General features: G+C 67.2%; 19 protein-coding genes and 1 pseudogene. 10 read left to right on the top strand and 10 right to left on the bottom strand.

What is annotated here, in order from left to right; genetic code table 11:
* Positions 1 to 294 (bottom strand): annotated as a pseudogene (locus tag G3N99_RS16510) (amidohydrolase); the annotation flags it as partial.
* A gap of 142 nt (positions 295 to 436) precedes the next feature.
* Here G3N99_RS16510 and G3N99_RS16505 point away from each other — a divergent pair.
* Positions 437 to 1,384, top strand: a complete 948-nt coding sequence (locus G3N99_RS16505) for a LysR family transcriptional regulator (protein ID WP_174942080.1) — start codon at positions 437 to 439, stop codon at positions 1,382 to 1,384.
* A 179-nt stretch (positions 1,385 to 1,563) separates the two neighbouring features.
* Here the strand turns inward: G3N99_RS16505 and G3N99_RS16500 are convergent, their stop codons facing one another.
* Both G3N99_RS16500 and G3N99_RS16495 read right to left on the bottom strand, forming a co-directional pair.
* Positions 1,564 to 2,679: a succinylglutamate desuccinylase/aspartoacylase family protein gene (locus G3N99_RS16500; protein ID WP_206122927.1), complete on the bottom strand. Its 1,116-nt coding sequence runs from the start codon at positions 2,677 to 2,679 to the stop codon at positions 1,564 to 1,566.
* 66 nt (positions 2,680 to 2,745) lie between these two features.
* On the bottom strand, positions 2,746 to 3,519 hold the full coding sequence (locus tag G3N99_RS16495; RefSeq protein WP_174941142.1) for a transporter substrate-binding domain-containing protein: 774 nt from the start codon (positions 3,517 to 3,519) through the stop codon (positions 2,746 to 2,748).
* Between the two features lie 136 nt (positions 3,520 to 3,655).
* Between G3N99_RS16495 and G3N99_RS16490 the strand changes: the two genes are divergently transcribed.
* Positions 3,656 to 4,576: a LysR substrate-binding domain-containing protein gene (locus tag G3N99_RS16490; RefSeq protein ID WP_206122926.1), complete on the top strand. Its 921-nt coding sequence runs from the start codon at positions 3,656 to 3,658 to the stop codon at positions 4,574 to 4,576.
* Positions 4,577 to 4,622: 46 nt separating this feature from the next.
* Here G3N99_RS16490 and G3N99_RS16485 read toward each other — a convergent pair whose 3' ends face one another.
* Both G3N99_RS16485 and G3N99_RS16480 read right to left on the bottom strand, forming a co-directional pair.
* Positions 4,623 to 5,954, bottom strand: coding sequence for an MFS transporter (locus G3N99_RS16485; RefSeq protein ID WP_174942077.1), 1,332 nt, complete (start codon positions 5,952 to 5,954; stop codon positions 4,623 to 4,625).
* Positions 5,955 to 6,012: 58 nt separating this feature from the next.
* Positions 6,013 to 7,203: a M20 aminoacylase family protein gene (locus G3N99_RS16480; RefSeq protein WP_174941148.1), complete on the bottom strand. Its 1,191-nt coding sequence runs from the start codon at positions 7,201 to 7,203 to the stop codon at positions 6,013 to 6,015.
* Positions 7,204 to 7,422: 219 nt separating this feature from the next.
* Between G3N99_RS16480 and G3N99_RS16475 the strand changes: the two genes are divergently transcribed.
* From G3N99_RS16475 to G3N99_RS16465, 3 genes are all read left to right on the top strand, one after another.
* Positions 7,423 to 8,061 (top strand): TetR/AcrR family transcriptional regulator, encoded by a 639-nt coding sequence (locus G3N99_RS16475; protein ID WP_206122925.1) that lies wholly within the window; start codon positions 7,423 to 7,425, stop codon positions 8,059 to 8,061.
* 53 nt (positions 8,062 to 8,114) lie between these two features.
* Positions 8,115 to 9,098, top strand: a complete 984-nt coding sequence (locus G3N99_RS16470) for an MDR family oxidoreductase (RefSeq protein ID WP_206122924.1) — start codon at positions 8,115 to 8,117, stop codon at positions 9,096 to 9,098.
* Between the two features lie 85 nt (positions 9,099 to 9,183).
* Positions 9,184 to 9,762, top strand: coding sequence for a peroxidase-related enzyme (locus G3N99_RS16465; RefSeq protein ID WP_174942072.1), 579 nt, complete (start codon positions 9,184 to 9,186; stop codon positions 9,760 to 9,762).
* Positions 9,763 to 9,898: 136 nt separating this feature from the next.
* On the opposite strand, the gene gcvA is transcribed toward G3N99_RS16465, so the two are convergent.
* On the bottom strand, positions 9,899 to 10,807 hold the full coding sequence (gcvA, locus tag G3N99_RS16460; protein ID WP_206122923.1) for a transcriptional regulator GcvA: 909 nt from the start codon (positions 10,805 to 10,807) through the stop codon (positions 9,899 to 9,901).
* A gap of 250 nt (positions 10,808 to 11,057) precedes the next feature.
* Between gcvA and G3N99_RS16455 the strand changes: the two genes are divergently transcribed.
* Positions 11,058 to 11,834: a hypothetical protein gene (locus tag G3N99_RS16455; protein ID WP_206122922.1), complete on the top strand. Its 777-nt coding sequence runs from the start codon at positions 11,058 to 11,060 to the stop codon at positions 11,832 to 11,834.
* A 28-nt stretch (positions 11,835 to 11,862) separates the two neighbouring features.
* Here the strand turns inward: G3N99_RS16455 and G3N99_RS16450 are convergent, their stop codons facing one another.
* Positions 11,863 to 12,264 carry a helix-turn-helix domain-containing protein gene (locus G3N99_RS16450; RefSeq protein WP_206122921.1) on the bottom strand — a complete coding sequence of 134 codons (402 nt, stop codon included), beginning with the start codon at positions 12,262 to 12,264 and terminating at the stop codon, positions 11,863 to 11,865.
* Between the two features lie 144 nt (positions 12,265 to 12,408).
* On the opposite strand from G3N99_RS16450, the gene G3N99_RS16445 reads away from it, so the two are divergent.
* Positions 12,409 to 13,029, top strand: coding sequence for an NAD(P)H-dependent oxidoreductase (locus tag G3N99_RS16445; protein WP_206122920.1), 621 nt, complete (start codon positions 12,409 to 12,411; stop codon positions 13,027 to 13,029).
* A 118-nt stretch (positions 13,030 to 13,147) separates the two neighbouring features.
* Here G3N99_RS16445 and G3N99_RS16440 read toward each other — a convergent pair whose 3' ends face one another.
* The gene (locus G3N99_RS16440; protein WP_174941162.1) at positions 13,148 to 14,023 is read right to left on the bottom strand and encodes an SDR family NAD(P)-dependent oxidoreductase; all 876 of its coding nucleotides are present in this window, start codon (positions 14,021 to 14,023) and stop codon (positions 13,148 to 13,150) included.
* 180 nt (positions 14,024 to 14,203) lie between these two features.
* Positions 14,204 to 14,782, bottom strand: coding sequence for a TetR/AcrR family transcriptional regulator (locus G3N99_RS16435; RefSeq protein WP_174941164.1), 579 nt, complete (start codon positions 14,780 to 14,782; stop codon positions 14,204 to 14,206).
* A 202-nt stretch (positions 14,783 to 14,984) separates the two neighbouring features.
* On the opposite strand from G3N99_RS16435, the gene zwf reads away from it, so the two are divergent.
* Positions 14,985 to 16,460 carry a glucose-6-phosphate dehydrogenase gene (gene zwf, locus G3N99_RS16430; RefSeq protein WP_011353856.1) on the top strand — a complete coding sequence of 492 codons (1,476 nt, stop codon included), beginning with the start codon at positions 14,985 to 14,987 and terminating at the stop codon, positions 16,458 to 16,460.
* Between the two features lie 87 nt (positions 16,461 to 16,547).
* Here the strand turns inward: zwf and G3N99_RS16425 are convergent, their stop codons facing one another.
* The gene (locus G3N99_RS16425; protein WP_174941166.1) at positions 16,548 to 17,489 is read right to left on the bottom strand and encodes a LysR family transcriptional regulator; all 942 of its coding nucleotides are present in this window, start codon (positions 17,487 to 17,489) and stop codon (positions 16,548 to 16,550) included.
* A 158-nt stretch (positions 17,490 to 17,647) separates the two neighbouring features.
* On the opposite strand from G3N99_RS16425, the gene dkgB reads away from it, so the two are divergent.
* Positions 17,648 to 18,454 (top strand): 2,5-didehydrogluconate reductase DkgB, encoded by an 807-nt coding sequence (gene dkgB, locus G3N99_RS16420; protein WP_206122919.1) that lies wholly within the window; start codon positions 17,648 to 17,650, stop codon positions 18,452 to 18,454.
* 68 nt (positions 18,455 to 18,522) lie between these two features.
* Positions 18,523 to 19,569 (top strand): alkene reductase (locus G3N99_RS16415; protein ID WP_241011681.1); only part of this gene is annotated, 1,047 nt, incomplete at its 3' end.

Below are 19,569 nucleotides of genomic sequence, written 5' to 3'. Positions count from 1 at the left end.
GAACGCGCCGAAGCGGTCCGGCCGGCGCGCGACCTGTTCGGCCAGCAGGTCGTTCGCGCGCCGCGCGACGTCGATCGCGCGGCCCGTATCGGTGATCGCCTGGACGGCCGGCGCGTTCAGCGACAGGATCGCGTAGCCGATCCCGCACGCATCCATGCGTTCGATGCGCTCCTCCTGCACGTCGAGCAGCTGACGGCGTCGCGCCGGCCAGATGTCGGCGGTAAAGTAGTGTTCGGAATCGCCGATCGTGTCCGGCGTGGCAAAGTGCTCCTCGAGTGCGATCTTGTCCCGCATGCTGTCTCCTGAGATGTCCGGGCCGCCGCGCCACCGTGGCGCGGCGTATCGGAACCAGCATAGAAGGGCCGCGGCGCCCTGTTAAATTGCGGCGTTGAATACCGTCATTCACGGCATCTATGCCCGCCTACCGACCAACGCGATGGAACACGACTCCGATCTGCGCAATATCGACCTGAACCTGCTGCTCGTGTTCGACGTGCTGTATCGCACACGCAGCACGACGCGTGCGGCCGACGCGCTGCACCTCACGCAGCCGTCGGTCAGCAATGCGCTGAAGCGGTTGCGCACGCTGTTCGACGACGCGCTGTTCGTGAAGACGGCCGACGGCATGCAACCCACGCCGCGCGCGGACGCGATCGCGGCACGCGTCGACGAAGGGCTCGCGTCGCTGCGCACCGCGCTGCAGGCCGGCCGCGCATTCGACCCGGCCACGTCGACCCGCACTTTCCGCCTGTACACGAGCGATCTCGGGCAGGCGATCTTCATGCCGCCGCTCGTCGCGCATCTGCGCCGGGTCGCGCCCGGCATCCGGATCGTCACGGCCGATCCGCCGCTCGACGCCGCGCAGCAGATGATGAAGCTCGGGCAAATCGACCTCGCGCTCGGCATGTTCACCGGGCTGCACGCCGATTTCCATCAGCAGCGGCTGTTCCACGAAACCTACGTGGCGCTCGTGCGCAACGACCATCCGGCGATCGGCGCGACACTCACCGCCGAGCAGTTCTTCGCGGCCGACCATGTGAGCTATACGCCCACGGCCGGCAGCCACGCGCACTTTGAAGCGGCGCTCTACGCGCTGTCGCCGCATGCCGGCAACACGCGTCATGTCGTGCTGCAGCTCGCGCATTCGTTCGGGCTGGAACGCATCGTGTCGTCGAGCGACCTCGTCGCCTGCATTCCGAGCCGCCTCGCCCGCGTGCTGTCGCGACTGCAGGACGTGCGTGCCGTGCCGCTGCCGTTCGACACGGCGCCTGCCGACATCGCGCAGTTCTGGCATGAACGCTACCAGCGCGACGAGGGCCATCAGTGGCTGCGCACGCTCGTCTACGACCTGTTTCACGACCTTCGCCTCAGTGCATTGCCGTAGGCACGCCGGGCAAAAAAAACGGGCAGCCCAGGGCTGCCCGCATCAACTCCACTTGGTTACAACGTTCGTCTCACGGAACACGGAGCGAACTCCGCAACGCACAATCTAGTGACGTGCGGAAACGCGGTCAATTTGACAAGAACGAAACTGCACTGTGAGCCTGTAAGACACCGCGCCGCTCACGCGCCGAGCAACATCCCCTTGCGCACCGGCACCGTGCCCGTCACGCGGCCGAGCGGTGCGCCGGCCGTGACGAACCGGATCGCGCGGCGCATGTAGAACACGCCGTCGGTCCCGCTCGAGATCGTCGTGATCGCATCCGTCAGCGGATCGACGATGTCGAACAGCGGATCGCCCGCGCGGATCATCGCGCCGATCGCCGCGCGGTGCACGAGTATCCCGCTCACCGGCGCGTAGAACTGCTCGCTGCCCGCGAGCGGCGTGGCCGGCGCGGCGAGCGGCGGCAACGGCGTACGCTCGCCCAGCACCGCGCCGCGCCACACGAGATAGTCGACGAGCGCATCGGCATCGCGTTTCGCATATTCGTACGTCACGTCGCGCTGGCCCCTGCACTCGACCGTCACGGCCACCGTGCCGGCCGCCATCGGCGTGCCTGCCGGCAAGTGCTGCCGCAATTGCGTCCACAGCAGGTGATGCGCATCGTCGAACGCGTGCCCGCCCGAATCCTCGGCGAGCAGCGACACCTCCGAGCCGAGATAGCGCGCGAGCGGCTCGACTTCCGGCCATGCGGTGTCGCTCGTGTACACGTGCATTACCGCTTCGAGCGAGCAATGCAGGTCGATCACGACATCAGCGTCGAGCGACAGCTTCAGCAGCGCGAGCTGCAGCGCATCGAACTCCGTGCGCGGCGCGATCTCGTCGAGCGCCGCGCCGACGCACTCGCGCACGATCGCGCGATTGCGTTCGCCGTCGTCGCCGAGGCGGTCACGCGCACGCGCGGCGATTTCCGCGAGCGGCAGGAAGCCGCGATTGAAGTTGCGGCCGCTCGCGAGGTCGAAACGGCCGATGAACTGCCCGAGCAGATGATGATTGAGGCCGACCGGGTTCGCGACCGGCACGAGCACGATTTCGGCCGCGAGCCGGCCTTCGGCATCGAGCTGCGCGAGTCGCTGCTTCAGCACGAACGCCGCGAGCATCGCGGGCGTCTCGTCCGCATGCAAAGCGGCCTGCAGGTAGATCTTGCGGCCGGTGTCGGCCGGCCCGAAATGAAAGCTCGTCAGCGTGCGCTGCGTGCCGATCGACGGCGACAGGAGCGGCGTGGTGCGAATCTGCATCGATGGTCTCGAACGGATGAAAACGGGAAACGGGGAAACGGGTGATAAGGCGGCGTGGCTCGGCGCTCAGTCGCCGTACGGGTTGAAGTCGAAATACTTCTTCGCGATCCGGTCGTACGTGCCGTCCTTCAGCATCGACGCGATCGCGCCGTCGATCGACGCCTTGAGCGCCGTATCCGACTGCCGCATGCCGATGCCGACACCGCGATCGCCCATGTCGAGCGGCGCGCCGACGAACGCGAAGCCCTTGCCCTTCGGCGTGCGCAGGAAGCCGTAGTCGGCTTCCACGGTGCCGAGCAGCGCCGCGTCGAGGCGGCCGTTGACGAGATCGGCGAACACGTCGTCCTGGCTCTTGTACGGCACCACGCCGACGCCGGCCGGCGCCCAGTGCGCGAGCGCCCAGGATTCGAACTGCGTGCCCGACTGCACGCCGACGTGCTTGCCCGCGAGCGACGCGGTCGTGCTGTCGACGCCGCTCCCGGGCCGGGCGACGAGCCGCGACTTGAAGCGGAACAGTTTCGACGAGAACAGGATCTGCTTCTCGCGCTTCTCGGTGATCGCCATCGACGACAGGATCGCGTCGATCTTGCGCGCCTGCAGCGCCGGAATCATCCCGGAGAATTCGAGCTCGACCCATTGGCAGCGCAACTGCGCGCGGCGGCAGATCTCGTTGCCGAGATCGACGTCGAAGCCCTTCAGGCTGCCGTCGGGCGCCTTCGAATCCATCGGCGGATAGGTCGGATCGATGCCGAGGCGCACGGGGCGCGTATCGAGCGCGTGCGCGGCGCTGGCCGCGAACGCAAGGCAGAGGGAAACGAGCGGCAGGAAGGTACGTTTCATGGTCGACGAAGGGCGGGACGATGGGCAAACGGCACGAGCCGGACTGCCTGCGATCGTAGTGCGCACGCGCCGCCGCCGGAATCGCCCGCTGCCTTATCATGATCACTTTTCCCGATCACCGGCCTCGCGCTTGCCCATGGCGTTCACGCTCTCCCAGCTCCGCATCTTCCAGGCCGTCGTCGAGCACGGCAGCCTGCGCGCCGCCGCGCGCGCGCTCGATCTCGCGCAAAGCGGCGTCACGCAGCAGCTGCAGAGCCTCGAAGCGACGCTCGGCGCGACGCTGTTCACGCGCACCAATCGCGGGATCGTGCCGACGGCCGTCGGCCAGCGGCTGCTCGCGCGCTCCGGTTCGATCCTCGGCGAATGCGAGCAGGTCGAGCGGGAGATCCGGCAACTGAGCGGCGCGTACGAAGGCACCGTCACGCTCGGCCTCGTGGCCGAGCCGCTGATCGATGCGTTCGCGCCGGTGCTGAGCGCGTTCCGCGCGCGCTTCGACAAGGTCGACGTGCACCTGCGCACCGGCACGTCGCGGATGATGATCGGCTGGTTGCGGGAAAGCGCGGTCGATTTCGCGATCGCACTCGTCTCGAAGCAGACCGACACGACCGATCTCGCGGTCACGCCGCTGCGTGCGTCGGCGCCGGTGGTCGTGTGCCGCAACGGGCATCCGGCGATGCACGCGCAATCGCTCGCCGAACTGGCCGACTACGCGTGGGTGTCGACGCGCTCGCCGAACCTGAGTGCCGACCCCGTCGTCAACCGGCTGCTCGCATACTTCGACGTGCACGGCCTGCCGCCGCCGAAGATTCTCGCCACCGTCGAAGGGATGTTCGAGACGCTGCAGCTCGTCACGCAGACCGATTGCCTGTCGCTCGAAACCGAAGCCGTGACGCGGCACGGGCCGTTTGCCGGCGCGCTCGCGAAAGTGCCCGTACGCGAACCGGCCGAATCGCAGGACATCTGCCTGCTGCAGCGCGCGGCCGTACCGCTGACGCCGGCCGCGCAGGAACTCGCGACGATGCTCGCGTCGTACCTGAGGGTGGTGCGCGGGCGGTAAGCGCATCTCGCCGCTTGCCACCCGCGTTGCTGCGCGCCGCCGCGCGTCAGTCGATCGAGTCCCCCGCCGTCTCGCGCAGCATCGCCACCGCGATCAGCGACAGCACCACGCACGCGGCCACGTAGCCGGCCGGCGCGAGCTTGCTGCCGGTCGTCTTCACGAGCCAGGTCGCGATCAGTTGCGCGGTGCCGCCGAAGATCGTCACCGCGAGCGCATACGCGATCGAGATGCCGGTCGCACGCACGTGACGCGGCAGCGACTCGCACATCAGCGCCATTTCCGACGCCGAGCCGAGCGAATAGAACAGCAGCATCAGCGCGGTCAGCGGCAGGATCACCGACAGCGTCGGATGATGATTCATCAGCCAGAACGCCGGGAACAGCAGCACGACCAGCACGCCGCGGCCGACGAAGATCGGCAGGCGCCGGCTGCCGAGCTTGTCCGACAGCCAGCCGAACAGCGGGCACGTGACCAGCATCACGCAGCCCGATGCAACGCCGACGAACATCGACAGCTTCATCGGCAGGCCGAGCGTGTGGATCGCATAAGTCGGCATGTAGAAGGTCAGGATGTAGGTCGACACCGTGCCGCCCATCACCGTGAGCATCAGCAGCAGCACCGTGCGCGTGTGCTTCGAGAACAGCTCGTGCAGCACACCGCGTTCGATGCCGTGATGGCTGTCGCCGGGCGCATCGTCGGCGAGCCGTCGGCGCAGATACATGCCGACCGGCGCGATCAGCACACCGACGAGGAACGGCAGCCGCCAGCCCCAGCTTTCGAGCGCATCCTTGGTCATCGTGTTCGACAGCAGCGCCGCGAAGCCCGAGCCCATCAGCGCCGCGCCGCCCTGCGTCGCGAGCTGCCAGCTCGCGCGGAACGCGCGACGCGACGTGCCGCCCTGTTCGAGCAGCGTCGACGTCGCCGCGCCGAATTCGCCGCCCTGCGAGAAGCCCTGCATCAGCCGCGCGAACACGACCAGCAGCGGCGCGGCCACGCCGACCTGCGCATACGTCGGCGCGATCGCGATCAGGCCCGTGCCGAGCGCCATCAGCATGATCGTCAGGTTCAGCGCGGCCTTGCGCCCCTTGCGGTCCGCATAGACGCCGAGCACGACGCTGCCGAGCGGCCGCGTGAAGAAGCCGGCCGCGAACGTCGCGACCGACAGCAGCAGCGACGTGGTCGGGTCGCTCGACGGGAAGAACAGCTTGCCGATCAGCACCGCGAAGAAGCCGTACACGGTGAAATCGAAGAATTCCAGCCAGTTGCCGATCACGGCCGCGGCGATCGCCCCGCGCCGCGTGACAGCCGGTGCGTCTGGTGTGCTGGCTTCGGCAGCCCCCGTCGACGCGGGGTGCAGCGCGAGATGGTCTTTCTGCATCGTTATCGTCTCCTCTCAATGCGGCCGGAAGCGCCGGCCGCTCGCCCCGCTGCCGGCATCACCGCCCCAGGTAACGCTCCACGAGACGCGTCCAGTACGCCGCGCCGATCGGCAGGTTGCGATCGTTGAAGTCGTATTTCGGGTTGTGCACCATGCAGCCGTCCTCGCCTTCGCCATTGCCGAGCCGCACGAACGAGCCCGGCCGCTGCTGCAGCATGAACGCGAAATCCTCGCTGCCCATCAGCAGGTCGGTCTGCTCGACCACGTGCGCGTCGCCGACGAGCTCGCGCGCCACCTGTGCGGCGAAATCCGTTTCGTCATCCGAATTGACGACGACCGGATAGCCTTCGATGTACTCGACGTTCGCGGTTGCGCCATAGCTCGCGGCCTGCGTTTCGGCCAGCTCGGTGATGCGGCGTTTGAGCAGCGCGCGCACGTCGGGGCTGAACGAGCGCACGCTGAGTTCGAGGCGCGCGCCGTTCGGGATCACGTTGTTCGCGGTGCCCGCGTGCATCGAGCCGACCGTGACGACCGCCGGCTGCGCGGGGTCGACGTTGCGCGCGACGATCGTCTGCAGCGCCATCACGATGCTCGCCGTGACGACCACCGGGTCGACCGTCAGGTGCGGCCGGGCCGCGTGGCCGCCGACGCCCTCGATCGTGATGATCGCCTTGTCGCCGGCCGACATGAACGGACCGCGCCGCGTGAGGAACACGCCGGGCGCCGCGCCCGGATGGTTGTGCATGCCGAACACGGCGTCGCACGGAAAGCGTTCGAACAGGCCGTCGTCGATCATCTTCTTCGCGCCGCTGTCGACGCCATGCTCTTCCGCCGGCTGGAAATACAGGTGCACGGTGCCGGAGAAGTTGCGGGTCTTCGCGAGGTGCTGTGCAGCGCCGAGCAGCATCGTCGTGTGGCCGTCGTGGCCGCACGCGTGCATCTTGCCGTGCGTGCCGCTCGCATAGGGCAGCCCCGTCGCCTCGATGATCGGCAGCGCGTCCATGTCGGCGCGAATGCCGATGCTGCGCGTGCCGTCACCCACGCGCAGCGTCCCGACCACGCCCGTCTTGCCGACCCCGCGCGTCACCTGCCAGCCCCACTGTTCGAGCTTGTCGGCGACGAGCGCGGCCGTGTCGTGCTCTTCGTACGCGAGTTCGGGATGGTGGTGGATGTGGTGGCGGATCTCGCGCAACCCGCCGGCGGCGGGCATCAGATCCTCGACTTCGGTGAATCGGGTATCGGTGGTCATCAAGGGGCTCCTGCTGTTTGTCTGCACACGCAACACATGCGTGCGGGAAAGCGAGCCACTATAGCGAGCCGATATCGGTTCAATAAGATGCGGAATTTTTCACCGCGATAAGGTTTTTTAATCAGGGTTAGTACGGGCATGGCTCGCCGGATCGACCTCGTCGAACGTGATCGACACGCGACCCGTTGATTTTTGAGACGAACGGTCTATTATTCGCACATGGACGTTCGAACTGATCCGCCTCGCCGTCGCGGCAGGCCACCGAAACAGCACGAGGACCTCGTCGCCACGCGGGACATGCTGCTGCGCACCGGGCTGGAAGTGCTCACCGAGAAGGGCTTTTCGGCCACCGGGCTCGACGAGATCCTCGGTCGCGCCGGCGTGCCCAAGGGCTCCTTCTATCACTACTTCGACAACAAGGAAGCGTTCGGCCTCGAACTGATCGACCGCTATGCCGACTTCTTCGCGCGCAAGCTGGACCGTCATTTCAGCGATCCGGCGCGCTCGCCGCTGCAGCGCGTGCGCGCATTCGTCGACGACGCCCGCGACGGCATGGCCCGCTACGCCTACAGCCGCGGCTGCCTGATCGGCAACCTCGGGCAGGAAATGGGCGCGCTCCCCGAAAGTTTCCGCGCCCGCCTGCGCACCACGTTCGAAGACTGGCAACGCCGCCTCGCCGACTGCCTGATCGCTGCGCAGCAAGCCGGCGAACTGGCCGGCTCGGCCGATCCCGCTGAACTCGCCGCATTCTTCTGGATCGGCTGGGAAGGCGCCGTGCTGCGCGCGAAGCTGGAGCGCAGCGACACGCCGTTGACCCTGTTCGCGCAGTTTTTCTTCAATGGACTGCCGCGCCGCTGAATTTTTTTGCCATTAACTAGACGATCGGTCTAGAAATTAGAAAGGAGGACGGGATGTTCCAGGGCATCGTGATCGACAAGGACGAAACCGGCCAGCAAGTGCGGCTGCAGACGCTGGACGACGGGCAGTTGCCCGCGGGCAACGTCACCGTGCGCGTGCGCTATTCGACGCTGAACTACAAGGACGGGCTGGCGATCACCGGCAAGAGCCCGGTGGTGCGCAAGTTCCCGATGGTGCCCGGCATCGACCTGGTCGGCGAAGTCGAAGCGAGCACGCACGCGGACTATCGCCCCGGCGACCAGGTCGTGCTCAACGGCTGGGGCGTCGGCGAAACGCATTGGGGCGGCCTCGCGCAGAAAGCCCGCGTCGACGGCGACTGGCTGGTGCCGCTGCCGTCCGCCTTTTCGCCGCAACAGGCGATGGCCATCGGCACGGCGGGCTACACCGCGATGCTGTGCGTGATGGCACTGGAGCGACACGGCGTGCGCCCGGACGACGGCGAGATCGTGGTGACCGGCGCGGCAGGCGGCGTGGGCAGCGTCGCCACGGCCATCCTCGCCAAGCTGGGATACCGCGTCGTCGCGGTGACCGGCCGCCCCGCCGATGCCGACTACCTGCGGCAACTCGGCGCCGCGGAGATCCTGGAGCGATCGCAATTCAGCGAGCCCGGCAAGCCGCTGGGCAAGGAACGCTGGGCCGGCGCGGTCGACGTGGCGGGTAGCCACGTGCTCGCCAACGTGTGTGCGACCACGCGGTATCGCGGCGTCGTGACGGCCTGCGGCCTGGCCGCCGGCCTGGATTTCCCCGCGACCGTCATGCCGTTCATCCTGCGCGGCGTCACGCTCGTCGGGATCGACAGCGTCATGTGCCCGCGCGCCGACCGCCTGGAAGCGTGGCGCCGGCTCGCATCCGACCTCGACGTCGAGAAGCTGGGCGCGATCAGTCACCAGGTCGGGCTGGGCGACGTCATCCCGCTTGCAGGAGAATTGATCAACGGCAAGGTTCGCGGCCGGATCGTGGTCGACGTCAACGCGTGACGCCGCTAACGACCACCCGCGCTGCTTTTTTCGGACGGCGGCTCGTGCCTCGAGTGCGCCCGTGCCACGTTATCCAGGAGACCTCATGACTGCCGCAAATACCGCCCCCATCAGCCGCTTTCCCGTGCCCGCGCTCGACGACTTGCCCGAGGACATTCGCGAGCGCATCACGACCGTCCAGGAAAAGTCGGGCTTCATCCCGAACGTGTTCCTGACGCTTGCGCATCGCCCGGACGAGTTTCGCGCGTTCATGGCTTATCACGACGCGCTGATGGACAAGCCGGGCAACCTGAGCAAGGCCGAACGGGAGATGATCGTCGTGGCCACCAGCAGCGTGAACCAGTGCCAGTACTGCGTGATCGCACACGGTGCGATCCTGCGCATTCGCGCGAAGGATCCGCTGATCGCCGACCAGGTTGCGACCAACTATCGCAAGGCCGACCTCACCGCCCGGCAGAAGGCGATGCTCGACTTCGCGATGAAGGTGTCGCAGGCCGCGCATCTGGTGGGAGAGGCCGACTTCGACGCACTCAAGTTGCATGGTTTCGTCGAGGAAGATGTGTGGGACATCATGGCGATCTCGGCGTTCTTCGGCATGTCCAACCGCATCGCGAACGTGACGAACATGCGGCCGAATGCTGAGTTCTATGCGATGGGGCGCTGAACGCATACCGAGCAGTCGTGCGGTCACGCGGAAGGGACACGGCGACGGCGACCGCGCCCGCATGACCGCCCTGTCGTTGACGGACGCGAGCGCAGGTGCCCACCGCGCTCGCCGTAGCGGCCGATGCCGCCGCCGTTCAGTCCGTCCCGCGCAGAAACACGCGAATCTCCTCCGCGAGCCAGTCACGCAACGCGCACACCTTCGGATCGTCCTGGCTGCCGATCCGGTAAATCAGGTCGTGCCCGCGCTCGGCCTGTAGCGCGTACTGCGGGAACGGAGCGACGAGACGTCCGGCCGCGATATCGTCCGCGACGATCACGCTGCGCCCCAGTGCAATGCCTTCGCCGCGCATCGCCGCCTCGATCGCGAGACTCCCGTGGCTGTACGCCGGCCCGCGATCGCTGCGCGCGCCGCGAATGCCGGCCAGCGCGAACCACTGCTCCCAGTTGGCCAGCATCCGGTCCTCGTGCAGCAACGTGCAGTCGACGATGCGCGCGACGGACGAAAGCCCGTCCATCTTCGCGCGATACGCAGGACTGCAGACGGGCGTCACCATCTCTTCGAGAATCCGCTCGGCGAGTACGCGCGGATAACGCCCGCTGCCGTAGCGAATCGCCACGTCGGCCTCGACTTCGTTCAGGTCGACGTGCGTGTCGGTCACGTCGAGATGGATGTCGAGTTCCGGATGAAGCGCCTTGAACCGATGCAGCCGCGGCGCGAGCCACTTGTTCGCGAACGACACGCTGGCGTTGATTTTCAGCCGCGCGACGCTATCGTGCGCACGCAGCCGTTCGGCCGCCTTCGTCAGGTCGCCCAGCGTGCGGCTCACGTCGAGCAGGAAGGCCGCACCGGCCTCGGTCAATACGATGCGCCGCGTCAGGCGCTGGAACAGCGCGACACCGAGATGGGTTTCGAGGTTCTTGATGTGCCGGCTGACGGCGCCATGCGTGACGTGCAATTCCTCGGCCGCCAACGTCATGCTCAACAGCCGGCCGGTCGCCTCGAAGGCGCGCAGCGTTTGCAGAGGGGGAAGCCGGTCGAACACGATGACGTTACGCGTGAGTTGTACTCACGCATTGTATGTCGATAAATGGTTTGTCAGCGCCCGCGGCGGCTCGCAATATCGAAGGCAGGCGCAGATCGATGGCCGTGGCGGCCGATGTCCCGATTGCGTCCGTGCACCGCTTTTCGGTCAAGCATCACAGCCGGAATCGCGGGTGCGCTTCATGCCTGAAGCCGCGACACCGGCGCGCGCTTCGTTCGGGGCACGTGTGTGCCGGGTCGTACCGCTCATCATGGATCATCTTCTTTTCAAGCTCGTCGCCACCCCGCTGCTGCTGGCCGCTGCCACCCTCGCCGCGCGCCGCTGGGGCGAAGCGATCGGCGGGCTGCTGGTCGGGTTGCCGCTCACGTCGGGGCCGGTTTCGGTATTTCTCGCGCTCGAGCACGGCCCCGCCTTCGCCGCCCATGCGACGGCCGGTTCGCTCGTCGCCACCGCCGGACAGGCGGCCTTTTGCATCGCGTATTGCCGGCTGGCGAAACGTGGCTGGCCCACCGCCCTGGCCGGCGCCGCCGCCGCGTTTTCCGTCGTCGCATTCCTGCTGAAGGCCAGCGCGTTACCGGAAACCGGCCTGTTCCTGATCGCGATCCTCGCGGTCGCCCTCGTGCTGAGCATCGTGCCCGCCATCCCGGTCAAGGCCGCGCGGCTCGATCCGCCGCGCTGGGATCTGCCGCTGCGCATGGCGCTGATCGCAGGCCTCGTGGTCGGCGTGACGATGATCGCGCCGTATGTCGGGCCGGAAACGAGCGGCGTACTGGCGTCGTTCCCGTTCATGGTGATCATCCTCGCGGTGTTCGCGCATCGCATGAGCAGCGCGGTGGCCGCGCAGCAACTGATGCGCGGGATGGCGACCGGACTGCTCGGCTTCGCCGCGTTCTTCCATGTATTGAGCCTGACGCTCACGCGGCTGGACCTGGTTCCCGCCTATGGTCTCGCGATCGTCTGTACGCTCGCGATCCAGGCCGTGTCGCTGTACCGGATGCACGTGCCGGTCGCCATGCCGACCGAATGAACCGACCGAGGCGACTTGTCGCGCCCGCCTATCGACTGCGATATACGACGCCCACACCCGGCTCCGGCGCCGCATCGGCCGCGTCGTCGAAACGCTCGCGCGCCTGCGCGATCGGCTGCTTGTTTTTCTCCGCCCACAGGACGAGCGCCATCACGGGCTCCAGCAGCGTTTCGCCGAGCGGCGTGAGCGCGTAGTCGACACGCGGCGGAATCGTCGGGAACACCGTCCGCGTGACCAGCCCGTCGCGCTCCAGCCCGCGCAACGTCAGCGTCAGCATGCGCTGCGAAATCCCGTCGATCTCGCGTTTCAGCTCGTTAAAGCGCCGTGAACCGTCGTTCAGCGTCGCGATGATGTAGAGGCTCCACTTGTCGCCGATCCGGTCGAGTATCTGGCGGGTCGCCTGGCAGTCGTTGTCGCTGGGTCGGGGCATGGTGGCAGGAACATCGATGTGACTGGGGCACAACCCTGTGCGTTCTTGTGGGGCCCGGGCGCGAACCCTAGCATTCCACATGCTTTTTGGTAACCAAGTTATCAATAGTTACCTGGTTCTCATCTTAGCCCCAAAGGAACGCTCATGAGCCGCATCCTGTTGATCACCTCCAGCCCCCGCAGCACCGACAGCCTGTCCACGCGCTTCGCGCACGACCTCGCGCGACAACTCGCGGCGCGCGACGCAACCGGCGCCGTCACCCTGCGCGACCTGTCCAACGATCCGCCGCCGCATATCGACGACGCTTACATCGTCGGCCGCACGCTGCCGCCGGAGGCGCGCAGCGCCGAACAGGCGCGGGCCGTCGAGCTGGCGCAATCGCTGGTCGACGAACTGCGCGCCGCCGACATCGTCGTGATCGGCTCCGCGATGACCAACTTCGGCCCGTCCACGCAGCTGCGCGCATGGTTCGACCGCGTGATCTGGCCGCAGGTCACGTTTCGTTATGACGAAAGCGGCGTCGCCGGCACGCTGGAAGGCAAGCAGGTGTACCTGGTCACCGCCAGCGGCGGCGTCTTTTCCGAAGGCCCGTATGCGCCCTTCGACTACCAGTCCGGCTATCTCAAGCATCTGCTCGGCTTCATCGGGATGACCGACATCCGCGAAGTGCGCGTGGAAGGCACCGTATTGGGTGCCGAGGCGGTGCAAGCGGCGCTCGCGAAGGCCGGGCGGGAATTGCAGGCGCTGGTGGAACAGGCCGGATGAGACAACGGCGGCGCCCGTCGATCGGATGAGCGCCGCAGGCCGATACCCGCGCGCAGGTGCACGCGCCGGTATCGGTCTGCCGCTCACGTTGCGCGGGCAGCGGTGTGAATGTCAGCGCTCACTCCAGACCCTTCAGCGCCTCCAGCCCGTCCGGCAGCTTCGCATCCGGAAACTGCGTCGACAGCGTCGTGTCGCGCCACCGCGCGGCCTCTTCCGCGCGCTGCTTCTCCGCCTGCTCGCACACGAACAACGCATCGCCGCCGAGCAGCAAACGCATCGGCACGTCTTCGCGACGCGACAGCTCGACGATCAGCGCCGCGATCCGCGCCGGATCGCCGACTTCATGGCCGCCATACGCGCCGAGCAGTTCAAGAATCTTCCCGACCGACGGCTGGTAGTCAGGCAGCAGGCCGTCGACGCCACGCTTGGCCTGCGCGGCCCAGTCGGTGCGCATCCCGCCCGGCTCGAGCGTGCAGACGCGCACACCGAACGGCGCGACTTCCTTCGCGAGCACGTCGCTGAACCCGCCGACCGCCCACTTCGCGGCCTGATACGCGGACAGGCCCGCCGTCGACGTGCGCCCGCCGACCGACGACACCTGGAAGATGTGTCCCGCACGCTGTGCGCGCATCGTCGGCAGCACCGCGCGCGTCAGGTTGATCACGCCGAACAGGTTCGTTTCGATCTGGTCGCGGAAATCGTCGGCGCCCATCTGCTCGAACGGCGCCGTATGGCCATAGCCCGCGTTGTTCACCAGCACGTCGACGCGGCCGAACGCGTCGCGCGCCGCGGCGACGGCCTGCGCCGCTGCCGCTTCATCGGTGACGTCGAGCGCGACCGGCAGCAACCGGTCGCCATGATGCTCGGCCAGATCGGCCAGCCGCGCGGGATCGCGCGCACCGGCCACCAACCGGTCGCCCGCCGCCAGCACGGCTTCCGAAATCGCTCGCCCCAGACCGCGCGCGGCCCCTGTTACCAGCCAGACTTTCGACATTTTCCCGCTCCTTGAACGTAGTGAAACCACAAAATGAATGATTACTCACTCATTAATAACGATGATGTATCGGTCGTTCGCGACCGCCATCACCCTGCCTGGAACCCGCTGTCCGTCATCGCTGCTGCGTGTGAACGCGAATCCGCACCGCCGCCTCGACGGCAGACGGCAACCCTTGCCTTACACCGCGTGCAACACGGCCCACAACGCGCGAAACCCGGCTTCGCGGTACGCATCGGCCCGCGCCGGATCGCGTGCGATCGACTCCATCGCCGTTTCCGCGATCGACGTAAACAGCGCCGCGCAGAACGCGTGTGCTTCGTCGGGTTTCAGCGCGCCCGACGCCGCGACCTGTTCGCGCAGCAGTGCATTGATTCCGCTGAAGCCTTCGGCGCCGGCCGCGCGATGCGCGTCGTCGATGCGACCGCTCACGCTGAGCTGCTGCAGCGCGCGCCGCCCGTCCGGATCCCCGACGCCCCACGACACATAGCCGTTCCACGCATGCCGCACGGCCTGCTCGACCGGCGCGTGTTCCGGAAACCCGGCCATCATCGCTTCGCGCATGCCGGCCTTCAGGCTCAGGTACAACGCGTTCAGCAGCGCGTCCTTGGTCTCGAAGTACGTGAACACCGTGCCTTCCGCCACACCGGCGAGCCGCGCGATACGCGCGGTCGTCGCCGTCGCACCGTCCTCGGCGAGCGCGCGTGCGGCCGCGGCGAGGATGGCTTCGTGTTTGTCGGGACTGCGCGGACGGGCCACGTTCGACTCCTTTAATGAGTGAGCGCTCAATCATAATGGGGCGATCATACGGAATGCAAGCGCTGTTACATCCGGGGGAACCCATACGCAATCCATCAAAACCGTGCACTATTAGCGTTTTCACGTACTGGTGCGTTCACGTATCGGCGCCCGGTGCCTCGACGTTCGTTTCACGTTCCCCGTTTCAAACCGCGAACCTCCCATGACGAATCAGCCTACCCAGACCGGAGCCGACCGCCCCGTCGACATGATCATCTTCGGCGGCGGCGGCGACCTGGCCGCCCGCAAGCTCTTGCCCGCGCTGTACATGGCGCACCTGCACTGCAATCTTCCGCCCGAGACGCGCATCATCGCGGTCGGCCGCCGCGACTGGGGCATCGACGGCTATCGCAAGTTCATGGACGAGCAGTCGCGCCCGTTCATCGACGAAAAGGCGTTCGATCCCGCGGCGTGGAGCCGTTTCCTCGACCTGTTCAAGTACGTGCTGATCGACGTGAACGCGCCGGACGACTATCTGCGGCTCGCGGAAGCGGCGCGCGGCGATGCGATCCGCGTGTTCTACCTGTCGACGTCGCCGGAGCTGTTCACCACCATCTGCGACAACCTGTCGGCCGCGCACCTCGTCGACAAGCACTCGCGCGTCGTCCTCGAAAAACCGCTCGGCCACGATCTCGCGTCAGCGAAGGCGATCAACGATGCGGTCGGCAAGCACTTCGAAGAATCGCAGATCTATCGGATCGACCACTATCTCGGCAAGGAAACCGTGCAGAACCTGATGGTGCTGCGCTTCGGCAACCCGATCTTCGGGCCGCTGTGGCAGGCGCCCAGCATCCGCAGCGTGCAGATCACGGTGGCGGAGTCGGTCGGGGTCGGCAGCCGCGCGGGCTTCTACGACCATACCGGCGCGCTGCGCGACATGGTGCAGAATCACCTGCTGCAACTGCTGTGCATCGTCGCGATGGAGCCGCCCGTGTCGCTCGACCCGGACGCGGTGCGCGACGAGAAGCTGAAGGTGCTGCGCTCGCTGCGGCCGATGGCGGTGGCCGACGTCGCGCGCGACACCGTGCGCGGCCAGTACACGGCCGGTGCGGTCGACGGCCAGCCGGTGAAGGGCTATCTCGAGGAAGACAACGTGCCGGCGGACAGCCGCGCGGAAACCTTCGTCGCACTGCGCGCGCACATCAACAACTGGCGCTGGGCGAACGTGCCGTTCTTCCTGCGCACCGGCAAGCGGCTGCAGCGCCGCCAGTCGGAAATCGTGATCGAGTTCGCGGACATGCCGTTCTCGATCATCCCGACCGGCCCGCGCCACTACAGCAACCGCCTCGTGATCCAGCTCCAGCCGGAAGAGTCGATCCAGTTGCAGATGCTCGCGAAGGAACCGGGCAGCGGGATGAACATGGTGCCCGTGAGCCTGAACCTCGACCTGCAGCAGGCCATTCCGGAGCGGCGCGCGGAAGCGTACGAGCGTCTGCTGATCGACGTGATCCGCGGCCGCCTCACGCACTTCATGCGCCGTGACGAACTCGAAGCCGCATGGTCGTGGGTCGAGCCGATCCTCGACGGCTGGAAGCAGCTCGGCGACCGGCCGCGCCTGTACACGGCGGGCACGTTCGGGCCCGCGGCTTCGTCGGCGCTGCTCGCGCGCGACGGGATGTCCTGGTCGGAAGAAGCGTAACCGCCGCACGACGGCGTGCCGTGGTACGGCACGCCGGAATGCACGTCAATGCGCACGGGGCGTGCCCCGCCCCGTCGCCCCTGCCGCTTACCGCGGCTCCATCCACGATGCAGCCTTGCGCCGCCCTGGCGCATCGTTGCCGCTGCCGCCCAGCGCCTCGATCAGGTAATCGACGAACGACGCGATCCGCGACGAGATCGCGGTATTGCGGTAGTACACCGCGTGGATCGGCTGCTCGACCTCGAGCGTCTGGCGCGCGAGCACCTGCACGAGCCGGCCCGCCTCGCGATCCTGCGCGGTCATGAAATCCGACAGGCACACGACGCCCGCGCCATCGAGCGCAAGCTGACGCAGCGTCTCGCCGCTCGACGACCGGATGCCCGGCTCGATGCGGCACGGCTCGCCGTCGGCGCCGAGGATCGGCCACACGTTCAGCGATTCGGGCTGCGTGAAGCCGAGCAGCGTGTGCTTGTCCAGCTCCTCCACCTTGCGCGGCTGGCCGTGCGCGGCAACATATGCGGGACTCGCGAAGATGCGTATCCGGCTGGTGCCGATGCGCCGGCTGTGCAGCGTCGAATCCTTCAGCCGGCCGATCCGGAAAGCGACGTCGGTGCGCCGCTCCAGCAGGTCGATGATGCCCTCGTTGCTGTTCAGCTCCAGCTCGACTTGCGGGAAGCGTTCGCGATAGCCGCGCACGAGCGGCACGATCACGTGCAGCATGAACGGCGTCGCCGCGTCCACGCGCAGCCGCCCCGACGGCATCTCGCGCCGCGCGAGCATCTGCTCTTCCGCCGTTTCGACCGATTCGATGATCGCGCGCGCGTCCTGCAGGAACGCGCGCCCTTCCTCGGTCAGTTCGAGCCGGCGCGTGGTCCGGCGCAGCAGCGTGGTCTTCAGCTTCTCCTCGAGCCGCCCGAGCGTGCGGCTCGTCGCCGACACCGTGAGGTCGAGCTGCTGCGCGGCCGCGGTGATCGAACCGGAATCGACCACGGCGGCAAAGGCCTGGAGTTCGTCGAGCGTAATCTTCATCGCCGCATTCTTGATCTCAAATCAAAACAATTTGGTTTATAGACCCGTTTTTCAGCAAAAGTAAAGGCGGCACACTAGGCGTCACTCGAACCCGATTCCGCTTCCGACGCCGGCCCGACCGACGCATCGAAGCCGTTCCCCCCTCCCAGGAGCACATGATGAGCAAGATTCCCGCATTCGGCCTCGGTACTTTCCGCCTGAAGGGCCAGGTCGTGATCGACTCGGTCCGCAACGGCCTCGAAGTCGGCTACCGCGCGATCGACACCGCGCAAATCTACGGCAACGAAGCCGAAGTCGGCGAAGCGATCGCCGCCTCCGGCGTGGCCCGCGAAGACCTGTTCGTCACGACCAAGATCTGGGTCGACAACTACGCGCCGGACAAGCTGGTGCCGAGCCTCGAGGAAAGCCTGCGCAAGCTGCGCACCGACCACGTCGACCTGACGCTGATCCACTGGCCGGCCCCCGACAACGGTGTCGCGCTCGACACATTCATGACCGCGCTCGCCGATGCGAAGGCGCAGGGCCTCACGCGCCAGATCGGCATCTCGAACTTCAACATCGCACTGACGAAGCAGGCGATCGCGGCCGTCGGCAAGGATGCGATCGCGACGAACCAGATCGAGCTGAGCCCGTACCTGCAGAACCGCAAGCTCGTCGAGTTCCTGAAAGCCGAAGGCATCCACGTCACGTCGTACATGACGCTCGCGTACGGCAAGGTGCTCGGCGATCCGGTGATCGGCGCGATTGCACAGCGTCACGACGCGACGCCCGCACAGGTCGCGCTCGCGTGGGCGTTGCAGCTCGGCTACTCGGTGATCCCGTCGTCGACGAAGCGCGAGAACCTCGCGAGCAACCTGCTCGCGCAGACGCTGCGCCTGACCGACGAAGACATGGCGCAGATCGCCGCGCTCGAACGCAACGGCCGCGAAGTCGACCCGGCCGGCCTCGCGCCGAAGTGGGACTGAACGCACCGCCCGCCACTCACATTTGATTCGCCGTGGCCCGCGGGCCGCGGCACCGACAGGACATCCCCATGACCCAGGACCCGCTTTTTCAACCGCTGCGATTCGGCGCGCTGACGCTGCCCAACCGCATCGTGATGCCGCCGATGACGCGCTCGCGCGCCAGCCAGCCCGGCGACGAAGCCAACGAACTGATGGCCGCGTATTACGCGCAGCGCGCGAGCGCGGGCCTGATCGTCAGCGAAGGCACCTATATCGCGCCGCTCGGCAAGGGCTACGCATGGACGCCCGGCATTCACACGCCGTCGCAGGTCGCCGGCTGGCGCAAGGTGACGGACGCCGTGCATGCCGCGCACGGCCGGATCTTCGCGCAGCTGTGGCACGTCGGCCGGCTGAGCCACACGAGCCTGCTCGGCGGACAACAACCCGTATCGTCGTCGCCGCTGCAGGCGAAAGGCGTGAACGTGTTCGTCGCCGGTGAAGACGGCAGCACGCCGGGTTTCGTGCAGGCGTCCGAGCCGCGCGCGCTGTCGATCGACGAGATCCGCGAGATCGTCGATCAATACCGCGCCGCCGCGCGCCACGCGATCGAGGCCGGCTTCGACGGCGTCGAGCTGCACGGCGCGAACGGCTATCTCGTGAACCAGTTCATCGACTCGAATGCGAACACGCGCACCGACGCGTACGGCGGCTCGCTGGAAAACCGGCTGCGCTTCCTGCGCGAAGTCACGCAGGCGCTGATCGAAGGCACGGGCGACGCGTCGCGCGTCGGCATCCGCCTCGCACCGCTGACGACGCTGAACGGCTGCGTCGACGACGATCCGGAAACGACCTACCTGGCAGCCGCGACGCTGCTCGGCGAACTCGGCGTCGGCTATCTGCACATCGCGGAAGCCGACTGGGACGACGCGCCGCTGATGCCGGTCGAATTCAAGCAGCAACTGCGCGCCGCGTACCCGGGCGTACTGATCTATGCCGGCGCGTACACGGCCGAGCGCGCGCGCGACGCGATCGCCGCCGGCTGGGCCGACCTCATCGCGTTCGGCCGCCCGTTCGTCATCTCGGACGAGCGTGCTGTCGGGAAAGAGTGTCTATATCGCGGTATCTCTAGCGGGACT

The sequence above is a fragment of the Burkholderia sp. Ac-20392 genome (assembly GCF_017104585.1).
In the GTDB taxonomy this organism is placed as follows: Bacteria; Pseudomonadota; Gammaproteobacteria; order Burkholderiales; family Burkholderiaceae; genus Burkholderia; species Burkholderia lata.
Note: the sequence above shows the minus strand (reverse complement) of the source record. Positions and strands in the feature narration are given on the sequence as shown.

What these genes read in the sequence shown, in the direction of transcription:
- G3N99_RS16505 (WP_174942080.1), top strand. Translation starts at nt 437, where the DNA reads ATGGAACACGACTCCGATCTGCGCAATATCGACCTGAACCTGCTGCTC.
- G3N99_RS16500 (WP_206122927.1), bottom strand. Translation starts at nt 2,679, where the DNA reads ATGCAGATTCGCACCACGCCGCTCCTGTCGCCGTCGATCGGCACGCAG.
- G3N99_RS16495 (WP_174941142.1), bottom strand. Translation starts at nt 3,519, where the DNA reads ATGAAACGTACCTTCCTGCCGCTCGTTTCCCTCTGCCTTGCGTTCGCG.
- G3N99_RS16490 (WP_206122926.1), top strand. Translation starts at nt 3,656, where the DNA reads ATGGCGTTCACGCTCTCCCAGCTCCGCATCTTCCAGGCCGTCGTCGAG.
- G3N99_RS16485 (WP_174942077.1), bottom strand. Translation starts at nt 5,954, where the DNA reads ATGCAGAAAGACCATCTCGCGCTGCACCCCGCGTCGACGGGGGCTGCC.
- G3N99_RS16480 (WP_174941148.1), bottom strand. Translation starts at nt 7,203, where the DNA reads ATGACCACCGATACCCGATTCACCGAAGTCGAGGATCTGATGCCCGCC.
- G3N99_RS16475 (WP_206122925.1), top strand. Translation starts at nt 7,423, where the DNA reads ATGGACGTTCGAACTGATCCGCCTCGCCGTCGCGGCAGGCCACCGAAA.
- G3N99_RS16470 (WP_206122924.1), top strand. Translation starts at nt 8,115, where the DNA reads ATGTTCCAGGGCATCGTGATCGACAAGGACGAAACCGGCCAGCAAGTG.
- G3N99_RS16465 (WP_174942072.1), top strand. Translation starts at nt 9,184, where the DNA reads ATGACTGCCGCAAATACCGCCCCCATCAGCCGCTTTCCCGTGCCCGCG.
- G3N99_RS16455 (WP_206122922.1), top strand. Translation starts at nt 11,058, where the DNA reads ATGGATCATCTTCTTTTCAAGCTCGTCGCCACCCCGCTGCTGCTGGCC.
- G3N99_RS16450 (WP_206122921.1), bottom strand. Translation starts at nt 12,264, where the DNA reads ATGCCCCGACCCAGCGACAACGACTGCCAGGCGACCCGCCAGATACTC.
- G3N99_RS16445 (WP_206122920.1), top strand. Translation starts at nt 12,409, where the DNA reads ATGAGCCGCATCCTGTTGATCACCTCCAGCCCCCGCAGCACCGACAGC.
- G3N99_RS16440 (WP_174941162.1), bottom strand. Translation starts at nt 14,023, where the DNA reads ATGTCGAAAGTCTGGCTGGTAACAGGGGCCGCGCGCGGTCTGGGGCGA.
- zwf (WP_011353856.1), top strand. Translation starts at nt 14,985, where the DNA reads ATGACGAATCAGCCTACCCAGACCGGAGCCGACCGCCCCGTCGACATG.
- G3N99_RS16425 (WP_174941166.1), bottom strand. Translation starts at nt 17,489, where the DNA reads ATGAAGATTACGCTCGACGAACTCCAGGCCTTTGCCGCCGTGGTCGAT.
- dkgB (WP_206122919.1), top strand. Translation starts at nt 17,648, where the DNA reads ATGAGCAAGATTCCCGCATTCGGCCTCGGTACTTTCCGCCTGAAGGGC.